Annotated in this window: 23 protein-coding genes and 1 pseudogene; 8 read left to right on the plus strand and 16 right to left on the minus strand. The window is 71.2% G+C overall.

The window, feature by feature from the left end; translation table 11 throughout:
- Positions 1-32: 32 nt before the first annotated feature.
- The gene (locus ACQEWB_RS21610; RefSeq protein ID WP_432833427.1) at positions 33-1,157 is read right to left on the minus strand and encodes a citrate synthase 2; all 1,125 of its coding nucleotides are present in this window, start codon (positions 1,155-1,157) and stop codon (positions 33-35) included.
- A 177-nt stretch (positions 1,158-1,334) separates the two neighbouring features.
- Here ACQEWB_RS21610 and pdxH point away from each other — a divergent pair, with 177 nt between their 5' ends.
- Positions 1,335-2,003, plus strand: coding sequence for a pyridoxamine 5'-phosphate oxidase (gene pdxH, locus ACQEWB_RS21615; protein WP_432833429.1), 669 nt, complete (start codon positions 1,335-1,337; stop codon positions 2,001-2,003).
- Here the strand turns inward: pdxH and ACQEWB_RS21620 are convergent.
- The 8 genes from ACQEWB_RS21620 to ACQEWB_RS21655 are packed head-to-tail and all read right to left on the minus strand — an operon-like array spanning position 1,993 to position 12,147.
- A complete protein-coding gene (locus tag ACQEWB_RS21620) occupies positions 1,993-2,670 on the minus strand; it encodes a TetR/AcrR family transcriptional regulator (protein ID WP_432833431.1) in 678 nt (225 codons plus the stop codon). The two genes, pdxH and ACQEWB_RS21620, sit on opposite strands and share 11 nt — an antisense overlap.
- Entirely contained in the window at positions 2,658-3,392 is a 735-nt protein-coding gene (locus ACQEWB_RS21625; RefSeq protein WP_432833433.1) for an enoyl-CoA hydratase family protein, read from the minus strand. The genes ACQEWB_RS21620 and ACQEWB_RS21625 overlap by 13 nt, the downstream gene beginning before the upstream one ends.
- Complete coding sequence (locus tag ACQEWB_RS21630; protein WP_432833435.1) at positions 3,389-4,957, minus strand: 4-coumarate--CoA ligase family protein; 1,569 nt, start codon at positions 4,955-4,957, stop codon at positions 3,389-3,391. Before ACQEWB_RS21630 ends, ACQEWB_RS21625 begins: the two co-directional genes overlap by 4 nt.
- Before the next feature lie 58 nt (positions 4,958-5,015).
- Positions 5,016-6,149 (minus strand): acyl-CoA dehydrogenase family protein, encoded by a 1,134-nt coding sequence (locus ACQEWB_RS21635; RefSeq protein ID WP_432833437.1) that lies wholly within the window; start codon positions 6,147-6,149, stop codon positions 5,016-5,018.
- Positions 6,146-8,005, minus strand: a complete 1,860-nt coding sequence (locus tag ACQEWB_RS21640; protein WP_432833439.1) for a biotin carboxylase N-terminal domain-containing protein — start codon at positions 8,003-8,005, stop codon at positions 6,146-6,148. Before ACQEWB_RS21640 ends, ACQEWB_RS21635 begins: the two co-directional genes overlap by 4 nt.
- 13 nt (positions 8,006-8,018) lie before the next feature.
- Complete coding sequence (locus tag ACQEWB_RS21645) at positions 8,019-9,659, minus strand: acyl-CoA carboxylase subunit beta (protein ID WP_432833441.1); 1,641 nt, start codon at positions 9,657-9,659, stop codon at positions 8,019-8,021.
- Entirely contained in the window at positions 9,614-11,356 is a 1,743-nt protein-coding gene (locus ACQEWB_RS21650; protein WP_432833443.1) for an acyclic terpene utilization AtuA family protein, read from the minus strand. Before ACQEWB_RS21650 ends, ACQEWB_RS21645 begins: the two co-directional genes overlap by 46 nt.
- A complete protein-coding gene (locus tag ACQEWB_RS21655) occupies positions 11,353-12,147 on the minus strand; it encodes a TIGR03084 family metal-binding protein (RefSeq protein WP_432833445.1) in 795 nt (264 codons plus the stop codon). The genes ACQEWB_RS21650 and ACQEWB_RS21655 overlap by 4 nt, the downstream gene beginning before the upstream one ends.
- 118 nt (positions 12,148-12,265) lie before the next feature.
- Here ACQEWB_RS21655 and ACQEWB_RS21660 point away from each other — a divergent pair, with 118 nt between their 5' ends.
- A complete protein-coding gene (locus tag ACQEWB_RS21660; protein ID WP_432833447.1) occupies positions 12,266-13,111 on the plus strand; it encodes a helix-turn-helix domain-containing protein in 846 nt (281 codons plus the stop codon).
- Entirely contained in the window at positions 13,071-13,352 is a 282-nt protein-coding gene (locus tag ACQEWB_RS21665; protein WP_432833449.1) for a DUF397 domain-containing protein, read from the plus strand. Before ACQEWB_RS21660 ends, ACQEWB_RS21665 begins: the two co-directional genes overlap by 41 nt.
- Before the next feature lie 3 nt (positions 13,353-13,355).
- Here the strand turns inward: ACQEWB_RS21665 and ACQEWB_RS21670 are convergent, their stop codons facing one another.
- Positions 13,356-13,928 carry a TetR/AcrR family transcriptional regulator gene (locus tag ACQEWB_RS21670; RefSeq protein ID WP_432833451.1) on the minus strand — a complete coding sequence of 191 codons (573 nt, stop codon included), beginning with the start codon at positions 13,926-13,928 and terminating at the stop codon, positions 13,356-13,358.
- 115 nt (positions 13,929-14,043) lie between these two features.
- Here ACQEWB_RS21670 and ACQEWB_RS21675 point away from each other — a divergent pair, with 115 nt between their 5' ends.
- Entirely contained in the window at positions 14,044-14,928 is an 885-nt protein-coding gene (locus ACQEWB_RS21675; RefSeq protein ID WP_432833453.1) for an SDR family oxidoreductase, read from the plus strand.
- A gap of 82 nt (positions 14,929-15,010) precedes the next feature.
- Entirely contained in the window at positions 15,011-15,793 is a 783-nt protein-coding gene (locus tag ACQEWB_RS21680; protein WP_432833455.1) for a class I SAM-dependent methyltransferase, read from the plus strand.
- Here the strand turns inward: ACQEWB_RS21680 and ACQEWB_RS21685 are convergent, their stop codons facing one another.
- The gene (locus ACQEWB_RS21685; RefSeq protein ID WP_432833457.1) at positions 15,794-16,192 is read right to left on the minus strand and encodes a VOC family protein; all 399 of its coding nucleotides are present in this window, start codon (positions 16,190-16,192) and stop codon (positions 15,794-15,796) included. It abuts the gene before it with no gap.
- Positions 16,193-16,292: 100 nt separating this feature from the next.
- Here ACQEWB_RS21685 and ACQEWB_RS21690 point away from each other — a divergent pair, with 100 nt between their 5' ends.
- Positions 16,293-17,288 (plus strand): helix-turn-helix transcriptional regulator, encoded by a 996-nt coding sequence (locus ACQEWB_RS21690; protein ID WP_432833459.1) that lies wholly within the window; start codon positions 16,293-16,295, stop codon positions 17,286-17,288.
- Here ACQEWB_RS21690 and ACQEWB_RS21695 read toward each other — a convergent pair.
- Positions 17,263-18,168 carry a LysR family transcriptional regulator gene (locus tag ACQEWB_RS21695; RefSeq protein ID WP_432833461.1) on the minus strand — a complete coding sequence of 302 codons (906 nt, stop codon included), beginning with the start codon at positions 18,166-18,168 and terminating at the stop codon, positions 17,263-17,265. The genes ACQEWB_RS21690 and ACQEWB_RS21695 overlap by 26 nt on opposite strands.
- Positions 18,169-18,240: 72 nt before the next feature.
- Between ACQEWB_RS21695 and ACQEWB_RS21700 the strand changes: the two are divergent.
- Positions 18,241-18,552 (plus strand): annotated as a pseudogene (locus tag ACQEWB_RS21700) (RidA family protein); the annotation flags it as partial.
- 33 nt (positions 18,553-18,585) lie between these two features.
- Positions 18,586-18,999 carry an antibiotic biosynthesis monooxygenase family protein gene (locus ACQEWB_RS21705; protein ID WP_432843935.1) on the plus strand — a complete coding sequence of 138 codons (414 nt, stop codon included), beginning with the start codon at positions 18,586-18,588 and terminating at the stop codon, positions 18,997-18,999.
- A gap of 9 nt (positions 19,000-19,008) precedes the next feature.
- On the opposite strand, the gene ACQEWB_RS21710 is transcribed toward ACQEWB_RS21705, so the two are convergent.
- The 4 genes from ACQEWB_RS21710 to ACQEWB_RS21725 form a co-directional block, all read right to left on the minus strand.
- Complete coding sequence (locus ACQEWB_RS21710) at positions 19,009-19,947, minus strand: EamA family transporter (RefSeq protein WP_432833462.1); 939 nt, start codon at positions 19,945-19,947, stop codon at positions 19,009-19,011.
- A gap of 112 nt (positions 19,948-20,059) precedes the next feature.
- Entirely contained in the window at positions 20,060-22,102 is a 2,043-nt protein-coding gene (locus ACQEWB_RS21715) for an ABC transporter ATP-binding protein (protein WP_432833467.1), read from the minus strand.
- 98 nt (positions 22,103-22,200) lie between these two features.
- Positions 22,201-22,335, minus strand: coding sequence for a hypothetical protein (locus ACQEWB_RS21720; RefSeq protein ID WP_432833469.1), 135 nt, complete (start codon positions 22,333-22,335; stop codon positions 22,201-22,203).
- A 208-nt stretch (positions 22,336-22,543) separates the two neighbouring features.
- Positions 22,544-25,504, minus strand: coding sequence for an FAD-binding and (Fe-S)-binding domain-containing protein (locus tag ACQEWB_RS21725; RefSeq protein WP_432833471.1), 2,961 nt, complete (start codon positions 25,502-25,504; stop codon positions 22,544-22,546).
- Between the last annotated feature and the right edge of the window lie 260 nt (positions 25,505-25,764).

A 25,764-nucleotide genomic window follows, 5' to 3' on the forward strand; every position in this document is an offset into this window, starting at 1 on the left:
CGGGCCCGTTTTCCATGGGCGCGAGCACCCCCTCAGTGGGCGATGTCCCCAAACCCCTCGATGTCCTGCGGCCCTCGCACCCCTGGCCCCACATACCGCGCGGACGGCCGCACAAGCCGCCCCGTCCGCTTCTGCTCCAGCACATGCGCCGACCATCCCGCCGTCCGCGCACACGTGAACATCGACGTGAACATGTGCGCCGGCACCTCCGCGAAGTCGAGCACGATCGCCGCCCAGAACTCGACGTTCGTGGCAAGGACCCGGTCGGGACGGCGCGCGTGCAGCTCCGCCAGCGCGGCCTTCTCCAGCGCCTCCGCCACCTCGAACCGCGGAGCGCCCAGTTCACGCGCCGTACGCCGCAGCACGCGCGCGCGTGGGTCCTCGGCCCGGTACACCCGGTGGCCGAAGCCCATCAGCCGCTCCCCCTTGTCGAGGGCCTGCTTGACGTACGCCTCCGCGTCCCCCGTCCGCTCGATCTCCTCGATCATGCCGAGGACGCGGGAGGGTGCCCCGCCGTGCAGCGGACCGGACATCGCTCCTACGGCACCGGAGAGCGCCGCGGCCACGTCCGCGCCCGTGGACGCGATCACCCGCGCCGTGAAGGTGGACGCGTTCATGCCGTGCTCGGCGGCCGAGGTCCAGTACGCGTCGACGGCCGCGACGTGCTTCGGGTCCGGCTCGCCCCGCCAGCGGATCATGAACCGCTCGGTGATGGAGTGCGCCTTGTCGATCTCGCGCTGCGGCACCATCGGCCGCCCCTGGCCACGGGCCGACTGGGCGACGTACGACAGGGCCATGACGGCGGCGCGGGCCAGGTCGTCGCGGGCCTGCTCGGCATCGATGTCGAGCAGGGGTTTGAGGCCCCACACCGGCGCCAGCATGGCCAGCGCCGACTGGACGTCCACCCGGATGTCGCCGGAGTGGACGGGGATCGGGAACGGTTCGGCGGGCGGCAGGCCGGGGTTGAAGGTGCCGTCGACCAGCAGCCCCCAGACGTTGCCGAACGAGACGTGACCGACCAGGTCCTCGATGTCGACGCCCCGGTACCGAAGGGCGCCGCCCTCCTTGTCCGGTTCGGCGATCTCCGTCTCGAACGCGACGACTCCCTCGAGGCCAGGCACAAAGCCGGGGTCAAAGCCGGGGTCGAAGTCGGACATCAGGCGGCTCCTCGTGATGTGTGCGACGTGTCGGAGGGCGGGACAGCGGACAGCGGGTAGCGCATAGCGGAGGAAGCGGCCGGCGGCTCGGTACCGGAACCTCATCAGCACGATATCCCCGAGTGCCACTTTTGGGGAGACAGTGCGGCACTGAGTGCCATACGGCAGGATGACCGCGTGACCGACCCAGACGCCGTCCCCCTCGATCCCGCCGCGATGCGCAAGCAGTACCGCGCCGAAGGCCTCGCCGAGTCCGGGCTGGCCGCCACTCCGGTGGCGCAGTTCGCGCACTGGTTCGAGCAGGCCGCGACGGAGGCCCATCTCTTCGAGCCGAACGCCATGGTCGTGTCGACGGCGAGCGCCGAGGGCCGGCCCAGCGTGCGCACGGTGCTGCTGAAGCAGTTCGACGAGCAGGGCTTCGTCTTCTACACCAACTACGACTCCCGCAAGGCGCGCGAGCTCGCGGAGAACCCGTACGTCTCGCTGCTCTTCCCGTGGCATCCGATGGCCCGCCAGGTCATCGTGACCGGCATCGCCCGCCGCACCGGCCGCGACGAGACCGCCGCCTACTTCCGCACCCGCCCGCACGGCTCCCAGCTCGGTGCGTGGGCCAGCGCCCAGTCCAGCGTGATCTCCTCGCGCGCCGAACTCGACGCCTCGTACACCGAGTTGGAGTCCCGCTACCCCGAGGGCGAGCAGGTGCCGGTGCCGCCGAACTGGGGCGGCTTCCGGGTGGCCCCGCAGACGGTGGAGTTCTGGCAGGGCCGCGAGAACCGCCTCCACGACCGCCTCCGGTACGTGGCGGAACCGGACGGCGGCTGGCGGGTCGAGCGCCTCAGCCCTTGAGCTCCCGGGTCTCCTTGAGTTCTCGGGTCTCCTTGAGTTCTCGGGTCTCCTTGAGTTCCCGGTCGAGGATCTCCGTCCACTGGCGGACCACGCGGTCCCGGCGGCCGGTGTCGTCGGTGAGGAGGTTCGCCAGGCCCAGGCCGCGGGCCATGTCCAGCATGCCCTGCACGGTCTCCCGTACGCCGGGGCGGGACTCGTCGGCGCCGAGCAGGTCCACGGCGATCCGGTGGGTCTCGCGGCCCACCCGGGCCTCCAACTCGGTGACCTGCGGCCGCAGTTGCTCCTCGTTGGAGGCGGCGACCCACAGGTGCAGGGCGGCGCGGAACAGCGGTCCGGTGTAGAGGTCGACCAGGGCGGAGACCACGGCACGGTGGTCGCCGGCCGCGCCCTCGGGGAACAGGGCGCGGATCGCCGTGGACCTTTCCTCGGCCACGTATTCGACGGCGGCCGTGAAGAGGTCCTCGCGGGTCGGGAAGTGGTGCTGGGCGGCGCCGCGGGAGACGCCGGCGCGTTCGGCGACGACGGAGACCGTGGAGCCCGCCCAGCCGTGTTCGGCGAGGCAGGCCACGGCGGCTTCCAGGAGCCGCTGCCGGGTGGCCCGGCTGCGGTCCTGCTTGGGGAGGCGTTCGACGCGCTCGGCGTCCGCGTCCGTGGTCACAGCACCCATGGTGGATCCCGTCGTTCCAGGAAGGCCGTCATCCCCTCGCGGGCCTGCGGGGAGGCGAACAGCCGGGCCGAGAGCGCGGTGAGGCCGGCCGCGTCCCGGTCGAATGACTCCAGCACCCTAGCCGTGAGCAGCGCTTTCGTCTCGGCCAGCCCCTCGGGGGCGGACCGGCGCAGACCGTCCAGGATCGGTTCGAGTACGGCGTCCACGTCGTCGCCGGCCGCGGTGAGCAGCCCGATGCGGGCGGCCTCGGGGGCGTCGAAGCGCTCGCCGGTGAGACAGTAGCGGGCGAGGGCGCGGGGGTCGGTGCGGGGCAGCAGCGTCAGGGAGATGACCGCGGGGGCGACCCCGATCCGTACCTCGGTCAGGGCGAAGGTCGCTCCGGTGGCGCCGACCGCCATGTCGCAGGCGGCCACCAAACCCACGCCGCCGCCGCGGACGTGGCCGGTCACCCGGGCGACGACCGGTTTGGGCAGTTCGAGGATCTGCCGGAGCAGGTCCACCAGCCCGCCCGGGCTCGGCGCGTCGCGCAGGTCGCCGCCCGCGCAGAAGGTGTTGCCGCTGTGGGTGAGAACGATCGCGCGGACGTCCCCGTCCTTGGCGCAGTCCGCGAGCGCGTCGGACAGCTCGCCGACCAGGGTCGCCGAGAGCGCGTTGCGGTTGGCCGGGGAGTCGAGGCTGAGGGTCTCGACGCCACGCGCGCGTGCTCGTCCGATCAACGTCACGTGCGCTCCCTGAGTTCCCGGCGCAGGATCTTGCCGGAGGCGGCCCGGGGGACGCCGTCGATGAAGGTGACCTGGCGGACGCGTTTGTAGGGGGCGACGCGCTCGGCGACGTACATCATGACTTCCCCTTCGGAGAGGTCGGTCGCCGTCGGCTGACGGACCACGTAGGCGTGCGGGACCTCGTTGTTGTCCTCGTTGTAGACGCCGATGACGGCCGCGTCGGCGATGCCCGGGTGGGTGAGCAGGAGTGCCTCCAGCTCCGCCGGGGCCACCTGGAAGCCCTTGTACTTGATGAGTTCCTTGACCCGGTCGACGACGAACAGCCAGCCGTCGGCGTCGACATGGCCGACGTCGCCGGTGTGCAGCCAGCCGTCGGGGTCGATCATCGCGGCGGTGGCGTCGGCCTGGCCGAGGTAGCCCTTCATGACCTGGGGGCCGCGGATGAGGATCTCGCCGGACTCGCCGACGCCGAGGTCCTTGTCGGGGTCGTCGAGGGAGACGATCCGCATCCCGGTGCCGGCGATGAGCTTGCCGACGGTGCCGGGCGGGGCGTCGTTCATGGCATCGACGGGGACCATGTGGGTGCCGGGCGAGAGTTCGGTCATGCCGTAGGCCTGGCCGACGGGCGGCAGGCCGAGCCGCTGGGAGCAGGCGGCGGCGAGCCGGGCGTCGAGCGGGGCCGCGGCGCTGACGATGTACTTCAGGGACGACAGGTCGTACTGGGCGACCAGCGGGTGCTTGGCGAGCGCGAGGACGATCGGCGGGGCCACGAACAGGCCGGTGATGCGGTGGTTCTGGATCGCCGCGAGGAAGGTCTCCAGCTCGAAGCGCGGCAGTACGACGACCGTGGAGCCCTGCCTGAGGGGCGCGTTCATCAGGGCGGTGAGGCCGTAGATGTGGAAGAAGGGCAGGACGGCGAGGATACGGTCGCCGGGGGCGATCGGTACGAGGGGTTCCAACTGGGCGAGGTTGGTGGCGATCTGACGGTGTGTGAGCATCACGCCCTTGGGGATGCCGGTCGTCCCGGACGAGTACGGCAGCGCGGCCACGTCCTCCACCGGGTCGATGTCGACGGCCGGTTCGGGCGCGGCGGAGGCCAGCATGTCGATCAGCGAACGGTGTCCCGGCGCGCTGTCGCAGACGAAGATCTCCTCGACGCCGCCCGCGAGTTCGGCGGCCCGTCGTGCCGTCTCCAGGAGCGGCGACACGGTGACGATCCAGCGGGCCGCCGAGTCCCGCAGCTGTTTGGCGAACTCCTCGGCGGTGGCCAGCGGATGCACGGTCGTGACAGAGGCACCCGCGCGCGTGGCCGCGTAGAACGCCGTCGGGAAGGCGACCGTGTTCGGGCTGTGCAGGGCGACCACATCGCCCTTGCGCACGCCCGCCTCGGCGAGCGCGGCGGCTATCCGCCGGTGGAAACGGTCGAGTTGGTCGTACGTGAGGGTGGTGCCGTCGGTCCCGTCGATCAGGGCGGGCCGGTCACCGAACTCCGCGGCCCGGCCCAACACGGCTTCGTGGATGGGGAGTTCTACGGGCGGGACGTCTGCGTACTCGCTGCGGAACACGGTTCCTCCAAGGCGGCCGAAGAGGGCCGGGGCGTGCCTGAACTTCCCCAGGGTTGCTTTAGTACGACTTGGGCAGGCCCAGGGTCTGGTGGGAGACGTAGTTGAGAATCATCTCCCGGCTCACCGGAGCAATACGAGCCACGCGGGCGGCCGTTATCAACCTGGCGAGCCCGAATTCCCGGGTGAGTCCGTTTCCGCCGAGGGTGTGCACGGCCTGGTCGACGGCCTTCACGCATGCCTCGCCCGCCGCGTACTTCGCCATGTTCGCCGCCTCACCTGCGCCGACGTCGTCCCCGGCGTCGTAGAGCGCCGCCGCCTTCTGCATCATCAGGCGGGCGAGTTCGAGGTCGATGTGCGCCTGTGCGAGGGGGTGTGCGATGGCCTGGTGGGCGCCGATGGGGGTGTTCCAGACGGTGCGGTCGCGGGCGTACGTGATCGCCTGGGAGAGCGCGTAGCGGCCCATCCCGATCGCGAAGGCCGCCGTCATGATGCGCTCGGGGTTGAGGCCGGCGAAGAGCTGGAGCAGCCCTGCGTCCTCGTCCCCCACGAGCGCGTCCGCCGGCAGCCGTACGTCGTCCAGGGTCAGCTCGAACTGCTTCTCCGCGGCCTGGAGTTCCATGTCGATCTGCCGCCGGGAGAAGCCTTCGGCGTCGCGCGGGACGATGAACAGGCAGGGCTTGAGACGGCCGGTACGGGCGTCTTCGGCGCGGCCGACTATGAGGGTGGCGTCGGCCAGGTCCACACCGGAGATGAAGACTTTGCGGCCGGTGAGGAGCCAGTCGGTGCCGTCTTTCCGGGCTGTCGTCGTGATGCGGTGGCTGTTGGAACCGGCGTCGGGTTCGGTGATGCCGAAGGCCATGGTGCGGGAGCCGTCGGCGAGGGCCGGGAGCCACTCCTGCTTCTGCTTCTCGGTGCCGAAGCGGGCGATGACCGTGCCGCAGATCGCCGGGGAGACGACCATCATGAGCAGGGGGCAGCCGGCGGCACCCAGCTCTTCGAGGACGATGGAGAGTTCGGAGATGCCGCCGCCTCCGCCGCCGTACTGCTCGGGAAGGTTGACGCCGAGGTAGCCGAGTTTGGCCGCCTCGGACCACAGGTCCTCACGACTGAAGTCACGGCCGTGGCGCTTGCCCAGGGCGGCAACAGCCGATCGCAGAGCCTTGTGCTCATCCGTTTCCAACGTGGCGCTCACTTGTCCTCCTGAGAAGCCTCGACTACCGCCAGCAACGCGTTGACCTCGATCTGCTGGCCCACTACGGCGTGCAGGGCCGTCAGCGTGCCCGTGAGCGGCGCTGTGATCCTGTGCTGCATCTTCATCGCCTCCAGCCAGAGGAGGGGCTCTCCGGCCTTCACCTCGGCCCCTACCGCCAGGCCCTCCGCCACCTTCACGACGGTTCCGGGCATCGGGGCCAGGAGGGAGCCCGGCGCGTGTTGCGTGGTCGGGTCCGGGAAGCGGGGCAGGGCCCTGAGTGCCGTCGCGTTCACGTACACCTCGTCGCCGTACCTCGTCACCTCGAACTTCCGCTGTACACCGTCCACTTCGAGTACGACGAGGTCGGCGCCGGCGTGGACGACCCGCACCCCGTCTGCCTCCAGGCCCGCGCGGGCGTGCCTGTAGTGGACCTCGTGTTCCTCTCCCGCCATCTCGTACCGCTTGGTTTGCGGCTGTGACGGAACGTTGCGCCAGCCGCCGAAGCGGGAGCCGTTCGTCGCCGCGTCGGCGAGGGCTGCGGCCAAGGGGGCGTGCGGGTCGGGGGCGGCGGTGGTGAGTTCCGCGAGGTGGCGGTCGTAGAAGCCCGTGTTCATGCGCGCCCCCGTGAACTCCTCGTGGCGCAGGGAGCGGACGAGGAGGGCGCGGTTGGTCGTCGGGCCGTGGATCGTGGCTCGCTCCAGGGCGCCCGCCAGCTTGCGGAGCGCCTCGGCGCGCGTGGGGGCGTGTGCGACGACCTTGGCGAGCATCGGGTCGTAGTGGACGCCGATACCGTCGCCGTCGCCGAAGCCCGTGTCCAGGCGGACGCCTTCCGGGACGGTGAGGCGGTGGAGGGTGCCGGTCTGCGGGGCCCAGTCGTTCGCCGGGTCCTCGGCGTAGAGGCGGGCCTCGATCGCGTGGCCACGCGCGCGTGGAGGGTCGGTTTCGAGGGGGTGCCCCTCGGCGACGCGGATCTGCGCGGCCACCAGGTCCACGTCGAACACCGCCTCCGTGACGGGGTGTTCCACCTGGAGGCGGGTGTTCATCTCCAGGAAGTGCGCCCTGCCGTCGGGCGCCACGAGGAACTCGACGGTGCCCGCGCCGACGTACGAGACGGCGCGCGCGGCGCGCACGGCCAGCGTGCACAACTCGTCCGCGAGCCCCTCCGGGAGCCCGGGCGCCGGCGCCTCCTCGATCACCTTCTGGTGGCGGCGCTGGAGCGAGCAGTCGCGCGTGCCCAGCGCCCACACCGTGCCGTGCGCGTCCGCGAGCACCTGCACCTCGACGTGCCGACCGCCCTCCACGTACGGCTCGACGAACACCTCCCCGTCCCCGAAGGCGCTCGCGGCCTCGGCGCGCGCGCCCTCCAGCGCGGCGCCCAGCTCCTCAAGGCGGCGCACGATCCGCATCCCGCGCCCCCCGCCGCCCGCGGCCGCCTTCACCAGCACCGGCAGGTCGGTCTCAGCCACCTCCCCCAGAGGCGCGATCCCCATGAGCTCCTTGGCGCGCGTCTTGGACGCCATCGCCTCGATCGCCTCCGGGGGCGGCCCGATCCACACCAGCCCGGCGTCGACGACGGCGCGCGCGAAGTCGGCGTTCTCGGAGAGGAAGCCGTAGCCGGGGTGCACGGCGTCCGCACCGGCGCTCACCGCCGCCTTCACCACCAGGTCGGCGCGGAGGTACGTCTCCGCGGGCGCCGCGCCCGGCAGCCGTACCGCCGTGTCGGCCACGCGCGCGTGGAGCGCGTTCTCGTCGGCGTCCGAGTGCACCGCGACCGTCCGGATTCCCAACTCACGGCAGGTGCGGAAGATCCGGCAGGCGATCTCGCCCCGGTTGGCGACGAGCACAGTCCCAATCACGTGATCTGATCCCTTACATCCGGAAGACGCCGAAGCCACCGCGCGCGCCCTCGTAGGGCGCCGTGCGGATGGCCGACAGGCACAGGCCGAGGACGGTGCGGGTGTCGCGCGGGTCGATGACGCCGTCGTCGTACAGCCGCCCGGACAGGAACATCGGCAGCGACTCGGACTCGATCTGCTGCTCCACCATGGCGCGCAGGGCGGCGTCGCCCTCTTCGTCGTACGGCAGTCCGCGCGCGGCGGCCGACTGCCGGGCGACGATCGACAGCACGCCGGCGAGCTGCTGCGGGCCCATGACGGCCGACTTGGCACTGGGCCAGGCGAAGAGGAAGCGCGGGTCGTACGCCCGCCCGCACATGCCGTAGTGCCCGGCGCCGTAGGAGGCACCCATCAGGACGGAGAGATGCGGCACCCTGCTGTTGCTGACCGCGTTGATCATCATCGCGCCGTGCTTGATGATGCCGCCCTGCTCGTACTCCTTGCCGACCATGTAGCCGGTGGTGTTGTGGAGGAAGAGGAGGGGGATGTCGCGCTGGTTGGCGAGCTGGATGAACTGGGCGGCCTTCTGGGACTCCTCGCTGAAGAGCACGCCCTGGGCGTTCGCCAGGATGCCGACCGGACAGCCGTGCAGGGCGGCCCAGCCGGTCGCCAGGCTCGTCCCGTAGAGCGGCTTGAACTCGTCGAAGTCCGAGGCATCGACGATCCGGGCGATCACCTCGCGCGGGTCGAACGGGGTCTTGAGATCCCCCGGGACGATTCCGAGGAGCTCCTCCGCGTCGTACTTGGGCGGCTCGGCGAGGCCCGGATCGGCGTACGCCTTGCGGTGGTTGAGGCGGGCGACGACCCGCCGGGCCTGCCGCAGCGCGTCCTGCTCGTCCACGGCGAAGTAGTCCGCGAGCCCCGACACGCGCGCGTGCATCTCGGCACCGCCGAGCGACTCGTCGTCGCTCTCCTCGCCGGTCGCCATCTTCACCAGCGGCGGACCGCCGAGGAAGACCTTCGCGCGCTCCTTGACCATGATCACGTGGTCGGACATGCCGGGGATGTAGGCGCCCCCGGCGGTGGAGTTCCCGAAGACGACGGCGACGGTCGGGATGCCGGCGGCGGACAGTCTCGTGATGTCCCGGAAGATGGCGCCGCCGGGGATGAAGATCTCCTTCTGGGAGGGCAGATCGGCGCCGCCCGACTCCACCAGGCTGATGCAGGGAAGGCGATTGGCGAGGGCGATGTCGTTCGCGCGCAGGGCCTTCTTCAGCGACCACGGATTGCTCGCGCCGCCCCGCACCGTCGGGTCGTTGGCGGTGATCAGGCACTCCACGCCCTCGACGACCCCGATGCCGGTGACCAGCGAGGCGCCGACCGTGTAGTCGCTGCCCCAGGCGGCCAGCGGCGACAGTTCCAGGAAGGGCGTGTCCGGATCGAGGAGCAGCTCGATACGCTCCCGCGCCAGCAGCTTCCCGCGTTTCCGGTGCCGTTGGACGTACTTCTCCCCGCCGCCCGCGAGCGCCTTCCCGTGCTCGACGTCCAGGTCGGCGAGCTTGCCGAGCATGGCCTCACGGTTGGCCCGGTAGTCCGAACCGGCCGTGTCCAGGCCCGAGTTGATGACCGTCACAGAAGGGCCTCCGGAATGTCCAGGTGGCGGGAGCGCAGCCATTCGCCGAGCGCCTTTGCCTGCGGATCGAAACGGTGCTGCGCGGCGACACCGGCGCCGAGGATGCCCTCGACGACGAAGTTGAGGGCGCGGAGGTTGGGGAGCGGATGCCGGGTGACGGTCAATTCGGCGGTCTCCGGGAGGAGTTCGCGGAAGCGGTCGGTGGTGAGGGTGTGCGCGAGCCACCGCCAGGCCTCATCCGTACGGGCCCAGACCCCGACGTTGGCGTTCCCGCCTTTGTCACCACTGCGGGCGCCGACGAGGAGCCCAAGGGGGGCACGTCGGACGGGCCCGTCATCGGCCAGAGGCTCCGGAGCCAGCGGTTCCGGAAGGTCTTCGAGTACGAGGGTGCGGTGGGCCGGCGCCACAGAGACCCGGTGCCCGTCGTGGAGGACGGCCACATGGTCGACGGCGCCATGGGGGACGTACACATCCTCGAAGACCCCATAGGGCGAGCCCTTTCCCGGTGGCGCGAGCACATGGAAGCCCGGGTAGCTGGCGAGGGCCAGTTCGACGGCGGCTCCGCTCAGCGCCCGCCCGACGACGCGCTCGTCCGGGTCGCGGACGACGAGCCGCAGCAGGGCGCTGGCGGTCTCCTCGGTCGGGGCGTCGGGCCGGTCGGTCCGGACGAGGTCCCAACGGACGTCGGCGGGCGCGGACTTGGCCTCGCTGAAGGCGGCCTCCATTTGCTCGCGTACGAGCGCGGCCTTGGCCTCGATGTCGAGGCCGGTGAGGACGAAGGCGACCTCGTTGCGGAAGCCGCCGAGGCGGTTGAGGCCGACCTTGAGGGTGGGCGGCGGGGCCTCGCCGCGGACCCCCTCGACGCGGACGCGGTCGGGCCCGTCCTGGGTGAGCCGTACGGTGTCCAGCCGGGCGGTGACGTCGGGTCCCGCGTACCGGGCGCCCCCGGTCTCGTACAACAACTGCGCGGTCACCGTGCCGACGTCGACGAAACCGCCGGTGCCGGGGTGTTTGGTGATGACGCAACTGCCGTCCTCGTGCAGCTCGGCGAGGGGGAAGCCGGGGCGGCGGAGGTCGCCGGAGCGCTCGTTGAAGAACGCGTAGTTGCCGCCGGTGGCCTGCGCCCCGCACTCCAGCACATGCCCGGCGACGACGGCGCCCGCGAGCCGGTCGTGGTCCGTGGGCTGCCAGCCGAAGTGGGCGGCGGCGGGCCCGGTGACCAGCGCGGCGTCCGTCACCCGCCCGGTCACGACGACGTCCGCGCCCGCCTTCAGACACTCGGCGATCCCGAAGCCGCCGAGGTAGGCGTGCGCGGCGAGGCGGTCGGGATACCGGGCCTTGAGATCGTCGCCCTCGACGTGCGCGACGCGGACGGGAAGGCCGAGACGGCCGGCCAACTCCCTTACTGCATCGGCGAGTCCGACCGGATTCAGCCCACCGGCGTTCGTCACGATCTTGACGGACCGCTCATGGGCGAGCCCGAGGCACTCCTCCAACTGCCGCAGGAACGTGCGCGCGTACCCGGCGCCGGGGTCCTTCAGCCGGTCCCGCCCGAGGATCAGCATGGTCAGCTCGGCGAGGTAGTCGCCGGTGAGGACGTCCAGTTCACCGCCGGTGAGCATCTCGCGCATGGCGTCGAAACGGTCGCCGTAGAAGCCGGACGCGTTGCCGATACGAAGGGTGCGGGGGGTACCGGGGGTGCTGGAGGCACTGGGGGTACTGGAGGTACGGAGGGTCACGCTCCGTCTCCCTTCGGCGGGCGTCCGCCGCCCGGAGGCCCGGCGAAGGCCTGGGCGATGTCCAGCCAGCGGTCGGCGTCGGGGCCGACGGCTTCGAGGGCGAGGTCGGTGCGGTGGGCACGCTGGGTGACGAGGCGGCAGAAGTCGAGGGCGGGGCCGGTTACGCGGTCGTCGGCGTCTTCGGGGCCGTACACCCACAACTCACCGGACGGCGCTGTCAGTTCGACCCGGAACTCCTCGAAGGGCGTCTCCAGTCCGTGCACTCCGAAGGCGAAGTCGCGGGTGCGGACGCCGAGGCGGACGATGTGGCGGAGGCGGTCGGTGGGGGCACGGGTGACGCCGAGCGCGTCCGCGATGTCGCCGCCGTGGGCCCAGGTCTCCATGAGGCGGGCGGTGGCCATGGACGCGGTCGCCATGGGTGGGCCGTACCAGGGGAAACGGGCGCCGTCGGGGGCGGCGCGGAGGGCGTCCGCGAGCGCGTGCCGGCCGGCCCGCCAGTCCGTGAGCAGCTGCGCCGGGGGCTTCTGTACCCCCTCCTCGGCGCCGTTGTCGACGAAGTCGCCGGGCTGGGCGAGCGCCTTCTCGACCTCGCGGGAGAAGGCGGGCTGATCGGTGACGGCCAGCACGGAGTGGTGGTCGGTCCAGGCGAGGTGCGCGATCTGGTGGGCGACGGTCCAGCCGGCGGCGGGGGTGTCGAGCGCCCACTGGTCCGGGCTCAACTCGCCCACGAGGGCGTCGAGTTCGTCGCCCTCCGCGCGGAGATCGTCGATCACGGGCGTCGGGTCTGCCATGGGGCGAGCATGGCACCGGCGCCGGAAACAAGCAAGCGTGCTTGCATTATTTAGTTTTCCACATGCCGGGATCTGTGCGCAGTCGATCGGCTACCGTCGGTGACGGGAGGTGGTCTGCATGCACATTCGCGAACTTGATCCGAGTGCGTCGCCGTTGGACTACTACGGGTTCGAGCTGCGGCGGGCTCGGGAGGGGGCGGAGCTCACTCAGAACGCGCTCGGCTCGATCGTCTTCTGTTCCGGCTCGCTGATCGGACAGATCGAGACGACGCTAAAGGTGCCCACACGAGAGTTCTCCGAGCGGGTGGATGTGGCGCTGGGGACGGACGGGGTGTTCTCGCGGTTGGTGGGGCTGGTTCTGCGGAGCCAGTTGCCGAGTTGGTTTCAGCCGTATGCGGAGATGGAGGCGAAGGCGGCCTACATCTCCGCGTTCCAGGCTCAGGTGGTCTACGGACTTCTCCAGACCAAGGCGTACGCACGCGCCCTACTCGGGGTTCGCGAGGACGGCGACCTCGACGCCAAGGTGGCTGCGCGGTTGGATCGTCAACGCATCCTGGACCGGGATGAACCACCGGTGATCTGGGTCGTGTTGAGCGAGGCCGTGCTGCATCAGGAGGTGGGCGGTCGCGAGGTCATGCGGGAGCAGTTGGCGCACCTGCTGACCATGCAGCAGCGCAAGTGGGTGGACATCCAGGTGCTGCCGTTCGAAGCGGGTGCACACACGGGGTTGATGGGCTCGTTCAACCTGCTGCGCTTCGAGAACGACCCCGCCATCGTCTACACCGAGGACTTCGTCCAGGGGCATATGACGGCCAATCCCGAAGCCATCAAGGAGGGTTCGGCCCGTTACGATCATTTGCAGGCCGCAGCCCTGTCACCGCGAGACTCGGCCGCACTGATCGCCCGCGTGATGGAGGAGCGTTATGGGAACGAACCTGGACCTGCCGGGCGCGACATGGCGTAAGTCCTCTCACAGCGGCGACACCGGAGGCGACTGCGTCGAGTGCGCCCCCCTCGGCACCGCCACCTGGCTCAAGTCCTCGCACAGCGGCAGCAGCGGCGGTGATTGTGTCGAGGTCGCCGACCTCACCCCCCACATAGCCGTCCGCGACTCCAAGAACCCCGCCGCCGGGGTGCTGGCCCTCTCGCCCGCCGCCTTCTCGGCCTTGGTCCGTGCCGCTGTCGGGGGCGGGCTCACCAGGTAAGTCTCAGTCGAGCGCGGCCACCGCGGCTCGGAGTTCGTCGAGCGTGTGGCGGGCGAGTTCGGTGAGCGGCCGCTGGTTGGCCGGGTCGGCCCATTGGGCGAAGGCGTCGTAGTAGGCGCGGATGCCGAGTTCCGCGGCGAGACTCGCCGTCGGTTCCGATACGCCGCGTTCATTCAGCGCAACCGCCACCGCTTCGGTGAGCCGGCCGCGCTTGAAGGCGGCGCGCTCCTGGAGTTCGCTGTTGCCTGCGATGACCGAGCGGAGCCCCGCGCTGAACTCGCGGCGGTCGTCCGTGAAGGTGGCCGTGATGGCGTCGACGGCCGCGCCGACCGCTTCCAGTGGCGTGGCCGACCCGGGCGCTTCGGCGATCGCGTCGGCGAGGAGCCGGGCGTGGATGTCCTGGCCGGCGAAGAGCACCTCCCGTTTGTCGGGGAAGTGCCGGAAGAACGTGGTCTTGGTCAGACCGGCCCGATCGGCGATTCCGTTGACGGTGGTGGCCTCGTAGCCCTGTTCGGTGAACAGGTCGAGTGCGGCGCGCACCAGCCGTTCCCGCGCGTTCGGTTCCCATCGAGCCATGAGAACAGCCTAAGTGATGTGACTTGGTACCGTCACACCGGGTAGAGTGACGGTACCGAGTCACATCACCCCTCGCTCCGTCCTGGCGGGGTGCTCCATCTCAGGAGGACTACTCATGCGTGTATTCGTCACCGGTGCCGGCGGCCACATCGGATCGGCCGTGGTACCCGAGCTGATCCAGGCCGGACACGAGGTCGTCGGTCTGGCACGCTCCGACGCCTCGGCCCTCGCCGTGAAAGCCATGGGCGCCGAGGTGCACCGCGGCGACATCGCCGACCCGGACGGCCTGCGTACGGCCGCGGCCGACGCGGACGCGGTCATCCATCTCGCCTTCGACCATGACGCCGTTTTCCGCGGGGAGTTCGCCGCCGCCGTGGCCGCGGACCTGGCCGTCGTACGCGCCCTCGGCGACGCGCTGACCGGCACGGGCAAGGCCCTCATAGGCGTCGGCCTGACACACACCGGCGACGCGAAGCGGGACGCGGCGATCGACGCCAACCCCCGCTCCGCCGTGGCGCGTACGATCGCCGGGTTCACCGGGCAGGGCGTGCGGACCGCGCTGGTCGCGGTCCCGCCGGTCACCCACAGCACACGGGACCGGCACGGCTTCATCCCCATGCTGGTCAGGATCGCCCGTGAGTCGGGCGTGTCCGGCTACGTCGGCGACGGCGGCAACCAGTGGGCCGCCGGCCACACCCTGGACGTCGCCCGCCTCTTCCGGCTGGCACTGGAGCACGCCCCGGCCGGATCCCAGCTGTACGCCGCCGGTGAGGAAGGGATCACGGTGCGGGAGATCGCCGAGACCATCGGCCGCCATCTGGACGTCCCGGCCGTGAGCATCCCCGCCGATCGGGCCGCGGACCACTTCAAGGGCTTCCCGTTCATCACGCTCGACGTCCCGATGTCCAACGCGGAGACCAGGCGGTCGCTGGGCTGGGAGCCGGTGCACCCCGGCCTGGTCGCCGACCTCGAAGCCGGCCACTACTTCACCACCGGCTGACCTCGCCCCACCCCGCGCGTGTTCCGCCGTGCGCCCCGAAATTCCCGCGCGCCACCCCCCACCCCCGAAGTACGGTCACCCGGTGCTTGATGAAGACGGTTACTTCGGAGAGTCGGTCGCCGCGAACTACGACAAGTCGTCGGCGGGGATGTTCGCGTCGGACGTGGTCGAGCCGGCCGTGGATCTGCTGGCCGGGCTGGCCGGTGACGGGCGGGCTCTCGAACTCGGGGTCGGGACCGGGCGGATCGCGTTGCCGTTGGCCGAGCGGGGTGTCGAGGTGCACGGCATCGAGATGTCCCGCGCGATGGTGCAGCGGCTGCGGGCCAAGCCCGGCGGCGACGCGATCGGCGTGACCATCGGAGACTTCGCCACCGCCAAGGTCGACGCCAAGGCCGGTGTCGAGGCCGATGTCGAGGTCGACGGGGGCTTCTCCCTCGCCTACCTCGTCTTCAACACGATCATGAATCTGACCTCGCAGGACGCCCAGGTCGACTGTTTCCGGAACGTCGCCGAACACCTGCGGCCCGGCGGGCACTTCGTCGTCGAGGTCGGCGTCCCCGATCTGCGGCGGCTGCCGCCCGGGCAGAACGCCGTGCCGTTCCGGGTGGGCGACGGGCGGGTGGGGTTCGACCTGTACGACGACCTGGCGACCCAGTCGGTGAGCTCGCACCACGTCCGGGTCGACAAGGACGGCCGGGGGTCGTATCTCGCCGTCCCCTTCCGTTACGTATGGCCGTCGGAGCTCGACCTCATGGCCCGGCTGGCCGGCATGCGGCTGCGGGAGCGGTGGGACGGGTGGACCCGGGAGCCCTTCACCGGTGAGAGCCGGCAGCACGTGTCGGTGTGGGAGAAGGTCGCCGAGTAGTCAGCGCGCGAACTTCTCGACGGCCTCCGGCGTGACGGGCGTGAAGAAGTTGACGAGGTTGCCGTCGGGGTCACGGAACAGCAGGGACCGGTTGCCCCAGGGCATCGTGGTCGGCCCGGCGACGAAGTCGGTGACGAAACCGGTCAGGTCCTTGTGGACGCGGTCCACGTCGTCGACGAGGAACTCGGTGATCAGGCTGTGGTTCTCCGCCGGGCGGGCGGAGCCCGGGGCGAACAGCGGGACCGTGCGGGTACCGGCGATCGCGAGGGTGGCGCCCGCGGCCCTGAGTTCGGCGAAGTCCTCGGTGGCCCACCTCGCCTTCGCCCCGGTGGCGCGCTCGTAGAACTCGACGAGGCGCGCCACGTCGCCGGTGATGATGCGGATCGAGACGAAGTCCATGGCAATCTCCTTGGCCGTGCTGCTCAAAGCGGGCGTGCACGTCGCAGGCTAGGAGAAATAGAGGACAGAATCGGTCCTGTATTCACGCTAGGTTCTGCACATGCCCCGCCCCACCGCCCGCGTGCTGACCCTCCTGGAGCTGCTCCAGTCGGGCGGCACCCGGACCGTCGCCGAACTCGCCGACCGCCTCGGCGTCGAAGGCCGCACCGTGCGCCGGTACGTGGACCAGCTGATCGATCTCGACGTGCCCGTGGAGTCGGTGCGCGGCCGCTACGGCGGCTACCGGCTCGCCCCCGGCTACCGCCTGCCTCCGCTCATGCTCAGCGACGACGAGGCACTGGCCGTGCTGCTCGGCCTGGTCGCCGGCCGCCGAACAGGGCTGACGACGACCGAGCACACGGCGAGCGAGACGGCAGCGGCGAAGATCCGCCGGGTGCTGCCCAAGCACGTCGCCCGCCGGCTCGACACCCTCCTGGACGCTCTCGCCTTCACGGACCAGCCCGGCGGGTTCGACACCCCGGACGCCGAGGTCCTGCTCACGATCGCCGACGCGGTGCGCCACCGCCGACCGGTCGCGATCCGCTACACCGACCGCGACGGACGGCGCAGCGAACGCACACTGCACGCGTACGGGATCGTCGCCCACGCGGGCCGGTGGTACGTCACGGGCGGGGACGCCCGGGTCGGCGAGGACCGGACCTTCCGGCTCGACCGCATCACGGACGCACGGACCCTGCCCGGCTCGTTCGAAGCGCCGCCCGTGGGAGCCGATCCGGCACAGCGCGTGTTGTCGGGATTCGCCACGGCCGAGTACCGGCATGAGGTGACCTTGCGGATCCACGGGACGGTCGACCAGATCCGCGCCCGTATTCCGGCGAGCGTCGCGACCGTGGAGGAGTACGAGCCCGCGGCCGACGAGGACCCGGCGACCGAGGAGCGCTGGCTGCGCGTCGAGCTGCGGGCGGAGCGGCTCGACTGGCTGCCCCCGGTACTCGCCTCCCTCGACCGGCCGTTCGTCATCGAGCGCCCCGCCGAACTCCGCGACCTGGTCACCGCGCTCGCCGGCCGCCTCACGTCCTGCGCCGTTCTTGGCTGATGGTCGCCAACAGGTGTGCGACCAGGGGGTTGTGGTCGTTCTCGCGCCAGGCGACGGCCACTTCGGTACGGGCCGTGCCGGGCTCGATCCCGCGGAAGGCGACGCCCTTGAGGCGGATGCGCCGGATGCTCGCCGGAGCCAGGGAGACGCCCAGACCGGCCTCCACCAGGGCGCACACGGTCTGCCACTCCACCGCGTGCTGGACCACCTCCGGCGTGAACCCCGCCGCCGTACACAGGCCGATGATCTGGTCGTGCAGCGGCGGACCGACCGCGCGGGGCAGCAGCACGAAGGGCGAGTCCGCCAACTGCCCGAGCCGGACCGTCCGTTGGGCGGCCAGAGGGTGAGTGGACGGCAGTACGGCCACGAAGGGCTCGGTCAGCACCGTCCTGAAGCCGAGTTCCGGCTCGTCGGCGGGGGGTTCGCGGAGCAGGCCGATGTCGATGGTCCTGTCGTGCAGGGCGGTGATCTGCGGAGCCGTGGTCATCTCGTGGATGTCCAGGCGCACTTCGGGGAACCGGTGCCGGAAGGTGCGCAGCAGGCCGGGCAGGACCGTCAGGGCGAGGGAGGCGGCGAAGCCGATCCGCAGGCGGCCGGCCCGGCCGCTGCCGACGGCCCGGGCCGTGGCCAGACCGTCCGCGAGGTCGGTGAGTACCCGCCGGGCGGCGGGCAGCAGTTCACGGCCGGCCGGGGTGAGGGTGACCCGCCCCGGGGCCCGGGTGAACAGCGCGTGGCCGACCTTGTCCTCCAGGCGGCGGATCTGCTGGCTCAGCGGCGGCTGGGCGATGCCCAGGCGGGCGGCCGCGTGGCCGAAGTGGAGTTCCTCCGCGAGTACGACGAAGGCGTGCAGCTGAGGCAGGGGGAGTTCGGGGCGCTCCATACGCCCAGAGATATCAGGTCATGCGTACCGCCGTATTAGACGTATGAGTACGGGTCTTCTAGCGTTCGGCGCATGACGGAGCGACGCGCGATCCTCGGCGGCTCGGCCTTCGAGGAGCGGATCGGCTATGCCCGTGCCGTGGTCGACGGCGACCGGGTGCATGTGTCAGGGACGACCGGGTTCGACTACGCCACCATGACGATCTCCGACGACGTGGTGGAGCAGGCCGAACAGTGTCTGCGCAACATCGGAGCCGCGCTGGCCGAGGCGGACTGCACCTTCGCCGACGTGGTGCGCGTGCGCTACCTGCTGCCCGACCGCGCCGACTTCGAACTCTGCCGGCCGATCCTGCGCCGCCACTTCGGCGAGGTCCGGCCGGCCGCCACGATGCTGGTGTGCGGTCTCGCCGACCCGCGGATGAGGATCGAGATCGAGGTGGAGGCGCGGCGGCGCGTCCCTCCCGACGACAGCGCCACGAGTAGTCACCCGGCGGCGACCGCCGTACCCGTACCCGTTGGAGCCTTCGAACCCCCTTACTACGCGGCCGTGTTCACCACCGTGCGGACCCGGGACCAGGACGGCTACCGCGAGACCGACGCCCGTCTGGCCGAGCTGGTGCGGGACATCCCCGGGTACCTGGGGATGGACCACGCGCAGACTCCCGGCGGGCTGGGCATCACCGTCAGCTACTTCCGCGACGCCGACGCCCTCACTCGGTGGCGGAGCGACGCCGAGCACCGCGCGGCGCAGCGGCGCGGGCGGGCCGAGTGGTACGAGAGCTACACCCTGCATGTGGCGAAGGTGGAGCGGAGCCACGGGTTCAGCAGATGAGCGTGGCCGTCACGCCTCCGGCGCCACCGGCGGACGCGCCTTGCCCCGGCCCACCTGTGTCCGCACCGCGCCCATGCTCGCCGCGATGACCAGGGCGATCGCGGCCGCCTGCACCGGGCTGAGGGCCTGGCCGAGGATGAGGAAACCCGCCGTGGCGGCGAGGGCCGGTTCCAGGCTCATCAGGATCGCGAAGGTGGACGCGGGCAGGCGGCGCAGGGCGAGGAGTTCGAGGGTGTAGGGGAGGACCGAGGACATCACCGCGACCGCCGAGCCGAGCGCGATCGTCGTGGGGTCGAGAAGCTTCGTACCCGATTCCGCGATGCCCAGCGGGAGCATGAGCACGGCCGCCACCGCCATGGCGAGGGCCAGTCCGTCGGCCTGCGGGAAGCGGCGGCCCGTGCGGGCGCTGAAGACGATGTACGTCGCCCACATCGCCCCCGCGGCCAGCGCGAAGGCCACCCCGACGAGGTCCAGGTCGCCGAAGCCACCGCCGCCGAGGAGGAAGACGCCGGCCAGGGCCAGCCCGGCCCACACGACGTTGACCAGGCGGCGGGAGGCGAGGACCGAGAGCGCGAGCGGGCCCAGGACTTCGAGGGTGACGGCCGCGCCGAGCGGGATGCGGGCGACCGACTGGTAGAACAGGCCGTTCATCGCGCCCATGGTGACGCCGAAGGCGACCACGGTGCCCCAGTCGGCGCGCGAGTGGCCGCGCAGCCGGGGCCGGCAGAACAGCAGCAGGACCACGGCCGCCGCGGCGAGCCGCAGGGTCACGACGCCGAGCGCGCCGGCCCGCGGCATCAGGTTCACCGCGAGCGCCGCGCCGAACTGCACGGACACGCCACCGGCCAGCACCAGGCCGACCGGGCCGAGGGCGCCGCGGCGGCTCGCGCCGGCGGCGGACCGCACCGCCGCGGGTGAGGTCGTCGTGGTCGTACTGGGCGTGGTCACGGGCGGTCCAGGTGCTCGGGTTCGTTCATCTTGGTGCACTGTCGAGTCCAGAGTAATAACCTGGGTCAGGCACGTAAACCCGTTTTGCAGCTGTCCTGGAATGTGAGACGTCTCAGATGCCGGGCCAGGGCTCCTCGTCGCGGAAGAGCGGGCGGCCGTCGGGGAGGGTGGTGGGGACTGTCGTCAGCGGGGCGTACTGGTCGTGGCCGTACTGCTGGTAGGCGTCATACGTGTACGACGGTGTCTGCCAGGCTCCGTACGCCTCGTAGCCCTCGTATCCATATGTCGGCTGCGGCACCGGAGCCACCGGCTGCTCCACGAACAGCGGCATCCGCAGCTCGCCCGTGTCCATCACCGAGCTGTTCTGCGAACGGTGCAGCCGGGCATAGGCCCCACCCCTCGCCAGCAGCTCGTCGTGCCGGCCGGTCTCCACGATCCGGCCGCGGTCGACGACCAGGATGCGGTCGGCGTCGGGGGCGAGGTTGAGGTCGTGGGTGATCATGATGGTCGTACGGCCGGTCATCAGGCGGCGCAGGGGCTTGACCACCCTGCGCGCGGCCATCGCGTCGAGGCCGGTCGTCGGCTCGTCGAGGACCAGGACCGGGGCGTCGCGCAGGATCGCGCGGGCGATGGCGAGGCGCTGGAGCTGGCCGCCGGACAGGCGGGCGGAGTTGGGGTCGACCCGGGTGTCGTAGCCCTCGGGCAGCCTGGTGATGAAGTCGTGCGCGTCGGCCGCGCGGGCCGCGTCCTCGATCGCCTGGTCGCTGGCGCCGGGGCGGCCGCAGGCGATGTTGGCGCGGACGGTGTCGTGCAGGACGAGGGTCTCCTGCGGGAGCAGGGTGACGTACTCGCGCAGGCGGGCGAGGGGGAAGTCGCGCAGCGGGACGCCGTCGAGGAGCACTTCGCCCGCTTCGGGGTCGTAGAAGCGGAGGAGGAGTTTCGAGACGGTGGACTTTCCGGCGCCGCTGGGGCCGGTGACGATCACCAGCTCGCCGGGGTTGACCGTGAACGAGAGGTCGTTGAGGGCGGTGGTGTCGGCGCCGGGGTAGCCGAAGGTGACGCCGCGGAGCTCGACCGTGCCGTCGGGGCGGCCGGTCTCGGTGGCGTGGCGGGGGTCGGTGACGGACGGCTCGACGTCCAGGATCTCGATGAGGCGTTCGGCGCCCGCGGTCGCCGCGGTGACCGTGAGGCCCAGCTGGGCGAGGCCGCGGACCGGCGGGTAGAGGTAGCCGAGGAAGGCGGAGAAGGCGAGGAGCTGGCCGAGGGTCATCCGGCCGGTGGAGATCTCCCAGGCGCCGATGCCGATGACCGCGAGCACGCACACCGTCTCGATGACGGCCACGAGCTGCTCGTATGCCTCGTTGAGGCGGGTGGAGCGGACCGAGGCGCGGAACCAGGCGGTCGCCTCCTCGTGCAGCCGCCGGCGTTCGGCGTCCCGGCGGTCGTACGCCTGGGTCAGCACGATGTTGCCGAGCGACTCCTCGACGACGGAGGTGATCGCGCCGTCGGCGACCCGGCCGTCGCGGGAGACGTCCTTGATGGAGCCGGAGAAGCGGCGGGCCGCGAGCCAGAAGAGGGGGGCGAGGACGAAGGTGGCGGCGGCGAGGTCCCAGCGCAGCCAGAACGCGGCGGCCGCGTAGAAGAGGGCGGAGAAGGCCGCGGAGGCGGCGCCCACCAGGCCGGACACGACCATGGTCTCGATCGCGTCGACGTCACTGGTCAGGCGGGACAACAGGTCGCCCTGGCGGTGGCGTTGGAAGAAGTGCGGCGGCAACTGCTGTACGTGGTCGAAGACATGCTCGCGCAGTCTCATCACGAAGCGTTCGGTGACCCAGGCGGCGATGGAGTTGCCGCCGTACGCGACGATCGCGCCGACGACGGCGACGCCCAGCCACTTCACGGCCGGGCCCCAGAACGCGGCCAGCGAGCCCTTCTGCAGGGCGTTGTCGGTGAGGTCGCTGAAGACCAGGATCGCCTCGGTCTCGGCGAGTGCGGCGACGACCGTGCACACCCAGACGAGGACCAGCCAGCGGCGCAGGCCTCTGGTCAGCGGCCAGAAACGACGGAAAGCGACGCGGGAAGGAATGGTGGGGGTGAATTCGTCTTCCTCATATTCGAGGTCCTCGTCATCATCGCCTTCATAATCCCTGCTCATTCCGCTCCCCTTCGCTTTCCTGGAAAATCTCCCTGGAAATCAGAAAGGGGGTCGACGGTGCACCATCGACCCCTTTCATCAAGTCCGGATCAGCTGGTTCAGCTGTCCTGGCCGGGCAGCGGCTTGGGCGCCGGCTTCGGCTGGTGCTTCTTCTTCGGCTTCGGCGGGGGCGGGGGCGGCAGCTGCTTGTTCTTCGGCTTGGGGGGCAGCGGGGCGAGCTTCTTGAGGCTCATTTCCGACTCCTTGGTTCGCGCTGTACATGTGATGCCTTTGGTGTCGAATTCCGTCGCCGGTACCCGACATCGAAGAACTTACACGGCCCACAACTCAAGGGACGGCAAAGTCGGCGAGGGAAAGGCAAACAGGCCCTGTGAATACCTTTGTGCTTCCTGAGAGAGGCCACCGAGCCTGAGAGTTCCCTTATGAACCTGAGAGCGACCTTTACGATCGGCGCCCCTCCGGCTCCTCCAGCCCTTCGGCCAGCACTTCTGCGAGATGCCGGCCCCGCACTCCGGCCAGTTGCTCCAGTTGGGTGCGGCAGGAGAAGCCGTCGGCCAGGACCGTCGCGCCCTCCGGGGCCTCTCGGACCGCCGGCAGCAGCTGGTCCTCGGCGCAGGCCCGGGACACCTCGTAGTGGCCCTTCTCGAAGCCGAAGTTGCCTGCCAGGCCGCAGCAGCCGCCCGCCAGTTCGCCGGTGAGGCCCGCTGCCTCGCGCAGGCGGCGGTCGGCCGCGTCGCCGAGGACCGCGTGCTGGTGGCAGTGGGTCTGGCCGGTGACCGGGCGGTTCAGGTGGGGTGGGGTCCAGTCGGGGGCGTAGCGCTCCAGGGCCTCCGCGAAGGTCAGGACGGAGGCGGCGAGGCGGGCCGCGCGGGGGTCGTCGTGGAGGAGTTCGGGAAGGTCGCTGCGGAGGGCTGCCGCGCAGCTGGGTTCCAGGACGACCAGGGGGATGGGCTCCTCGGCCACCTCGGGGTCGATCAACACGCCGAACTGGTCCAGCGTGCGCCGCAACACCTCGCGGGCACGGTCGAGTTGGCCCGTCGAGACATACGTCAGGCCGCAGCAGACGCGGTGGCGGCGGGCCGGGCGCAGGCGGAGCGTGTACGAGGTGCTGCCGTCCTCCTCCCTCGTCTCCTTCACGTGCCTGGGCATCATCGGCAGCGGAACCGGCGCCAGTCCGGCCGCCTTCAGGACCCGCACGGCCGCCTTCCCGACCTCAGGCGAGAGATGCTGCGTGAAGGTGTCCGGCCAGAGGAAGACCGGCTTGGGCAGACCGTCGACGCCCTCGGGCGAGTCCTCCTCGTACTCCAGCCCCTTCTCCCGGATCATCCGCCGCACCTCCGCTCTGGCCCGGCGTCCGTACCACTTCGTGAACGTCTCCCCCGCCACCCGCGGAATCCCCCGCTCGGGCGCGATCCCCCCGAGCCGCTTGGCGAGCGCCGCCAACGCCCCCACGGAGGAAAGGGAGTTGACCAGCCCGGCCGTATGCGTACGTGTCACCCAGTTCAGCCACACCGGCAGCCGGCCCATGCTGTAGTGCGCGGCCGGACGGCGGCGTCCCTCGTAGTGGTGGTGCAGGAACTCCGCCTTGTACGTGGCCATGTCGACCCCGACCGGGCAGTCGGACCGGCAGCCCTTGCAGGACAGGCACAGGTCCAGCGCGTCCCGCACCTCCGCCGACCGCCAGCCGTCGGTGACCACCTCGCCCGCGAGCATCTCGTGCAGCAACCGGGCACGCCCGCGCGTGGAGTGCTCCTCCTCGCCGGTCGCACGGAAGGACGGGCACATGACGGATGGGCCGGGGGCGGTGGTCGTACGGCACTTCGCCACGCCCACGCAGCGCCGTACCGCCGCCGAGAAGTCGCCGCCGTCGGACGGGTAGCCGAAGGCCACGTCGACCGGCTTGCCGGGCAGGACCGAGAAGCGGAGGTTCGAGTCCAGGGGTGACGGGCGGACCAGCATGCCGGGGTTGAGGAGGTCGTCCGGGTCCCAGACGGACTTCGCGCGCTCGAAGAGGGCGACCATTTCGTCGCCGTACATCTTCGGCAGCAGCTCGGCACGGGCCTGTCCGTCCCCGTGCTCGCCGGAGAGGGAGCCGCCGTGGGCCACCACCACCTCGGCCAGCTCCTCCGAGAAGCGGCGGAAGCGTGCGATGCCCGCCTCCGTGAGCAGGTCGAAGTCGATACGGACGTGGATGCAGCCGTCCCCGAAGTGGCCGTACGGGGTGCCTCGCAGGCCGTGGGTGGTCAGGAGTTCCCGGAAGTCCCTTAGGTACGCGCCGAGTTGAGCGGGCGGCACCGCGCAGTCCTCCCAGCCCGGCCACGCCTCGCTGCCGTCCGGCATCCGCGTCGCCGTACCGCTCGCGTCCTCCCGGATCCGCCACAGAGCCCGCTGGTCGCCGGGGTCGGTGACCACGAGCGAGTCGACGACATCGGCGGCCCGCACGATCGCCTCCGCACGCGCGCGTGCCTCGTCCGCCGAATCCCCGCCCGTCTCCACGAAGAGCCAGGCCCCGCCCCGGGGCAGGCCGGACGCATCGGGAGGCACCAGGTCGGCCGCCATTCCCTCCACGGTCAGCGGGCCAAACGGCAACAGGCCGGACGCGGCCTCCGCCGCCGCGCTCTCCTCGGCGTAACCGAGGACGGCGAGCGCACGCGCGCGGGGTGCCTCGACCAGTCGTACGACCGCTTCGGTCAGCACCCCCAGCGTGCCCTCGCTGCCGCAGAAGGAGCGGGCCACGTCGGTGTGGTTCTCGGGGAGCAGGGCGTCCAGCGCATAGCCGGAGATGCGGCGGGGCAGGTCCGGGAAGCCGGTGCGCAGACGGGCCAACTCGCCTTCCACCAGCGGTCGCAGGCCTTCCGGCGCGCCTTCCCAGCCCTGGCCGAGGCGCAGGCGCTGCCCGCGCGCGGTGAGCACGTCCAGCTCGCTCACGCTGTCCGCCGTCGTGCCCCAGGCGACCGAGTGCGAGCCGCAGGAGTTGTTGCCGATCATGCCGCCGAGGGTGCAGCGGCTGTGCGTGGAGGGGTCGGGGCCGAAGCGCAGGCCGTGCGGGGCGGCGGCCTCCTGGAGGCGGTCGAGGACCAGGCCGGGCTGGACCACGGCGGTACGGGCGGCCGGGTCCAGGGAGACCAGGCGGTTCATGTGGCGGGTGAAGTCCAGTACGACACCCGTGCCGGTGGCCTGGCCGGCGATCGACGTGCCACCGCCCCGCGCCACGACCGGCACCCCGCGCTCCCGGCACACCGCCAGGACGGCCGCCACGTCCTCGGCGTCCCGAGGAGCCACCACCCCCAGCGGGACCCGCCGGTAGTTCGACGCGTCCATGGTGACCAGCGCCCGGTCGGTGACGCCGAACCCGACCTCACCCCGGACGACCCCCCGCAGCACCCGCTCCAGATCCGTCATGCACCCAGCATGCATCCCACCACTGACAGTGACGATGCCTCTGTCCACATCACCGTCCGCGAGGGTCGCGCCGGGTGCTCCGCGAAGCGCCCCGAGGAATCTGTGAACGCATCCGGAACCTTCCCAATTCGATCACGAACTCCCATATAGTGACCGCCAGTTGAGCATCAGGTGTCGCTTCTCGCCCAGCAACACGACCGGCACGATCGAACCACCGAGGACCCGCCCGCGGATCCGACCGCGGACACCGACCGAGGACC

The sequence above is a fragment of the Streptomyces sp. CA-249302 genome (assembly GCF_050936785.1).
Lineage (GTDB): Bacteria > Actinomycetota > Actinomycetes > Streptomycetales > Streptomycetaceae > Streptomyces.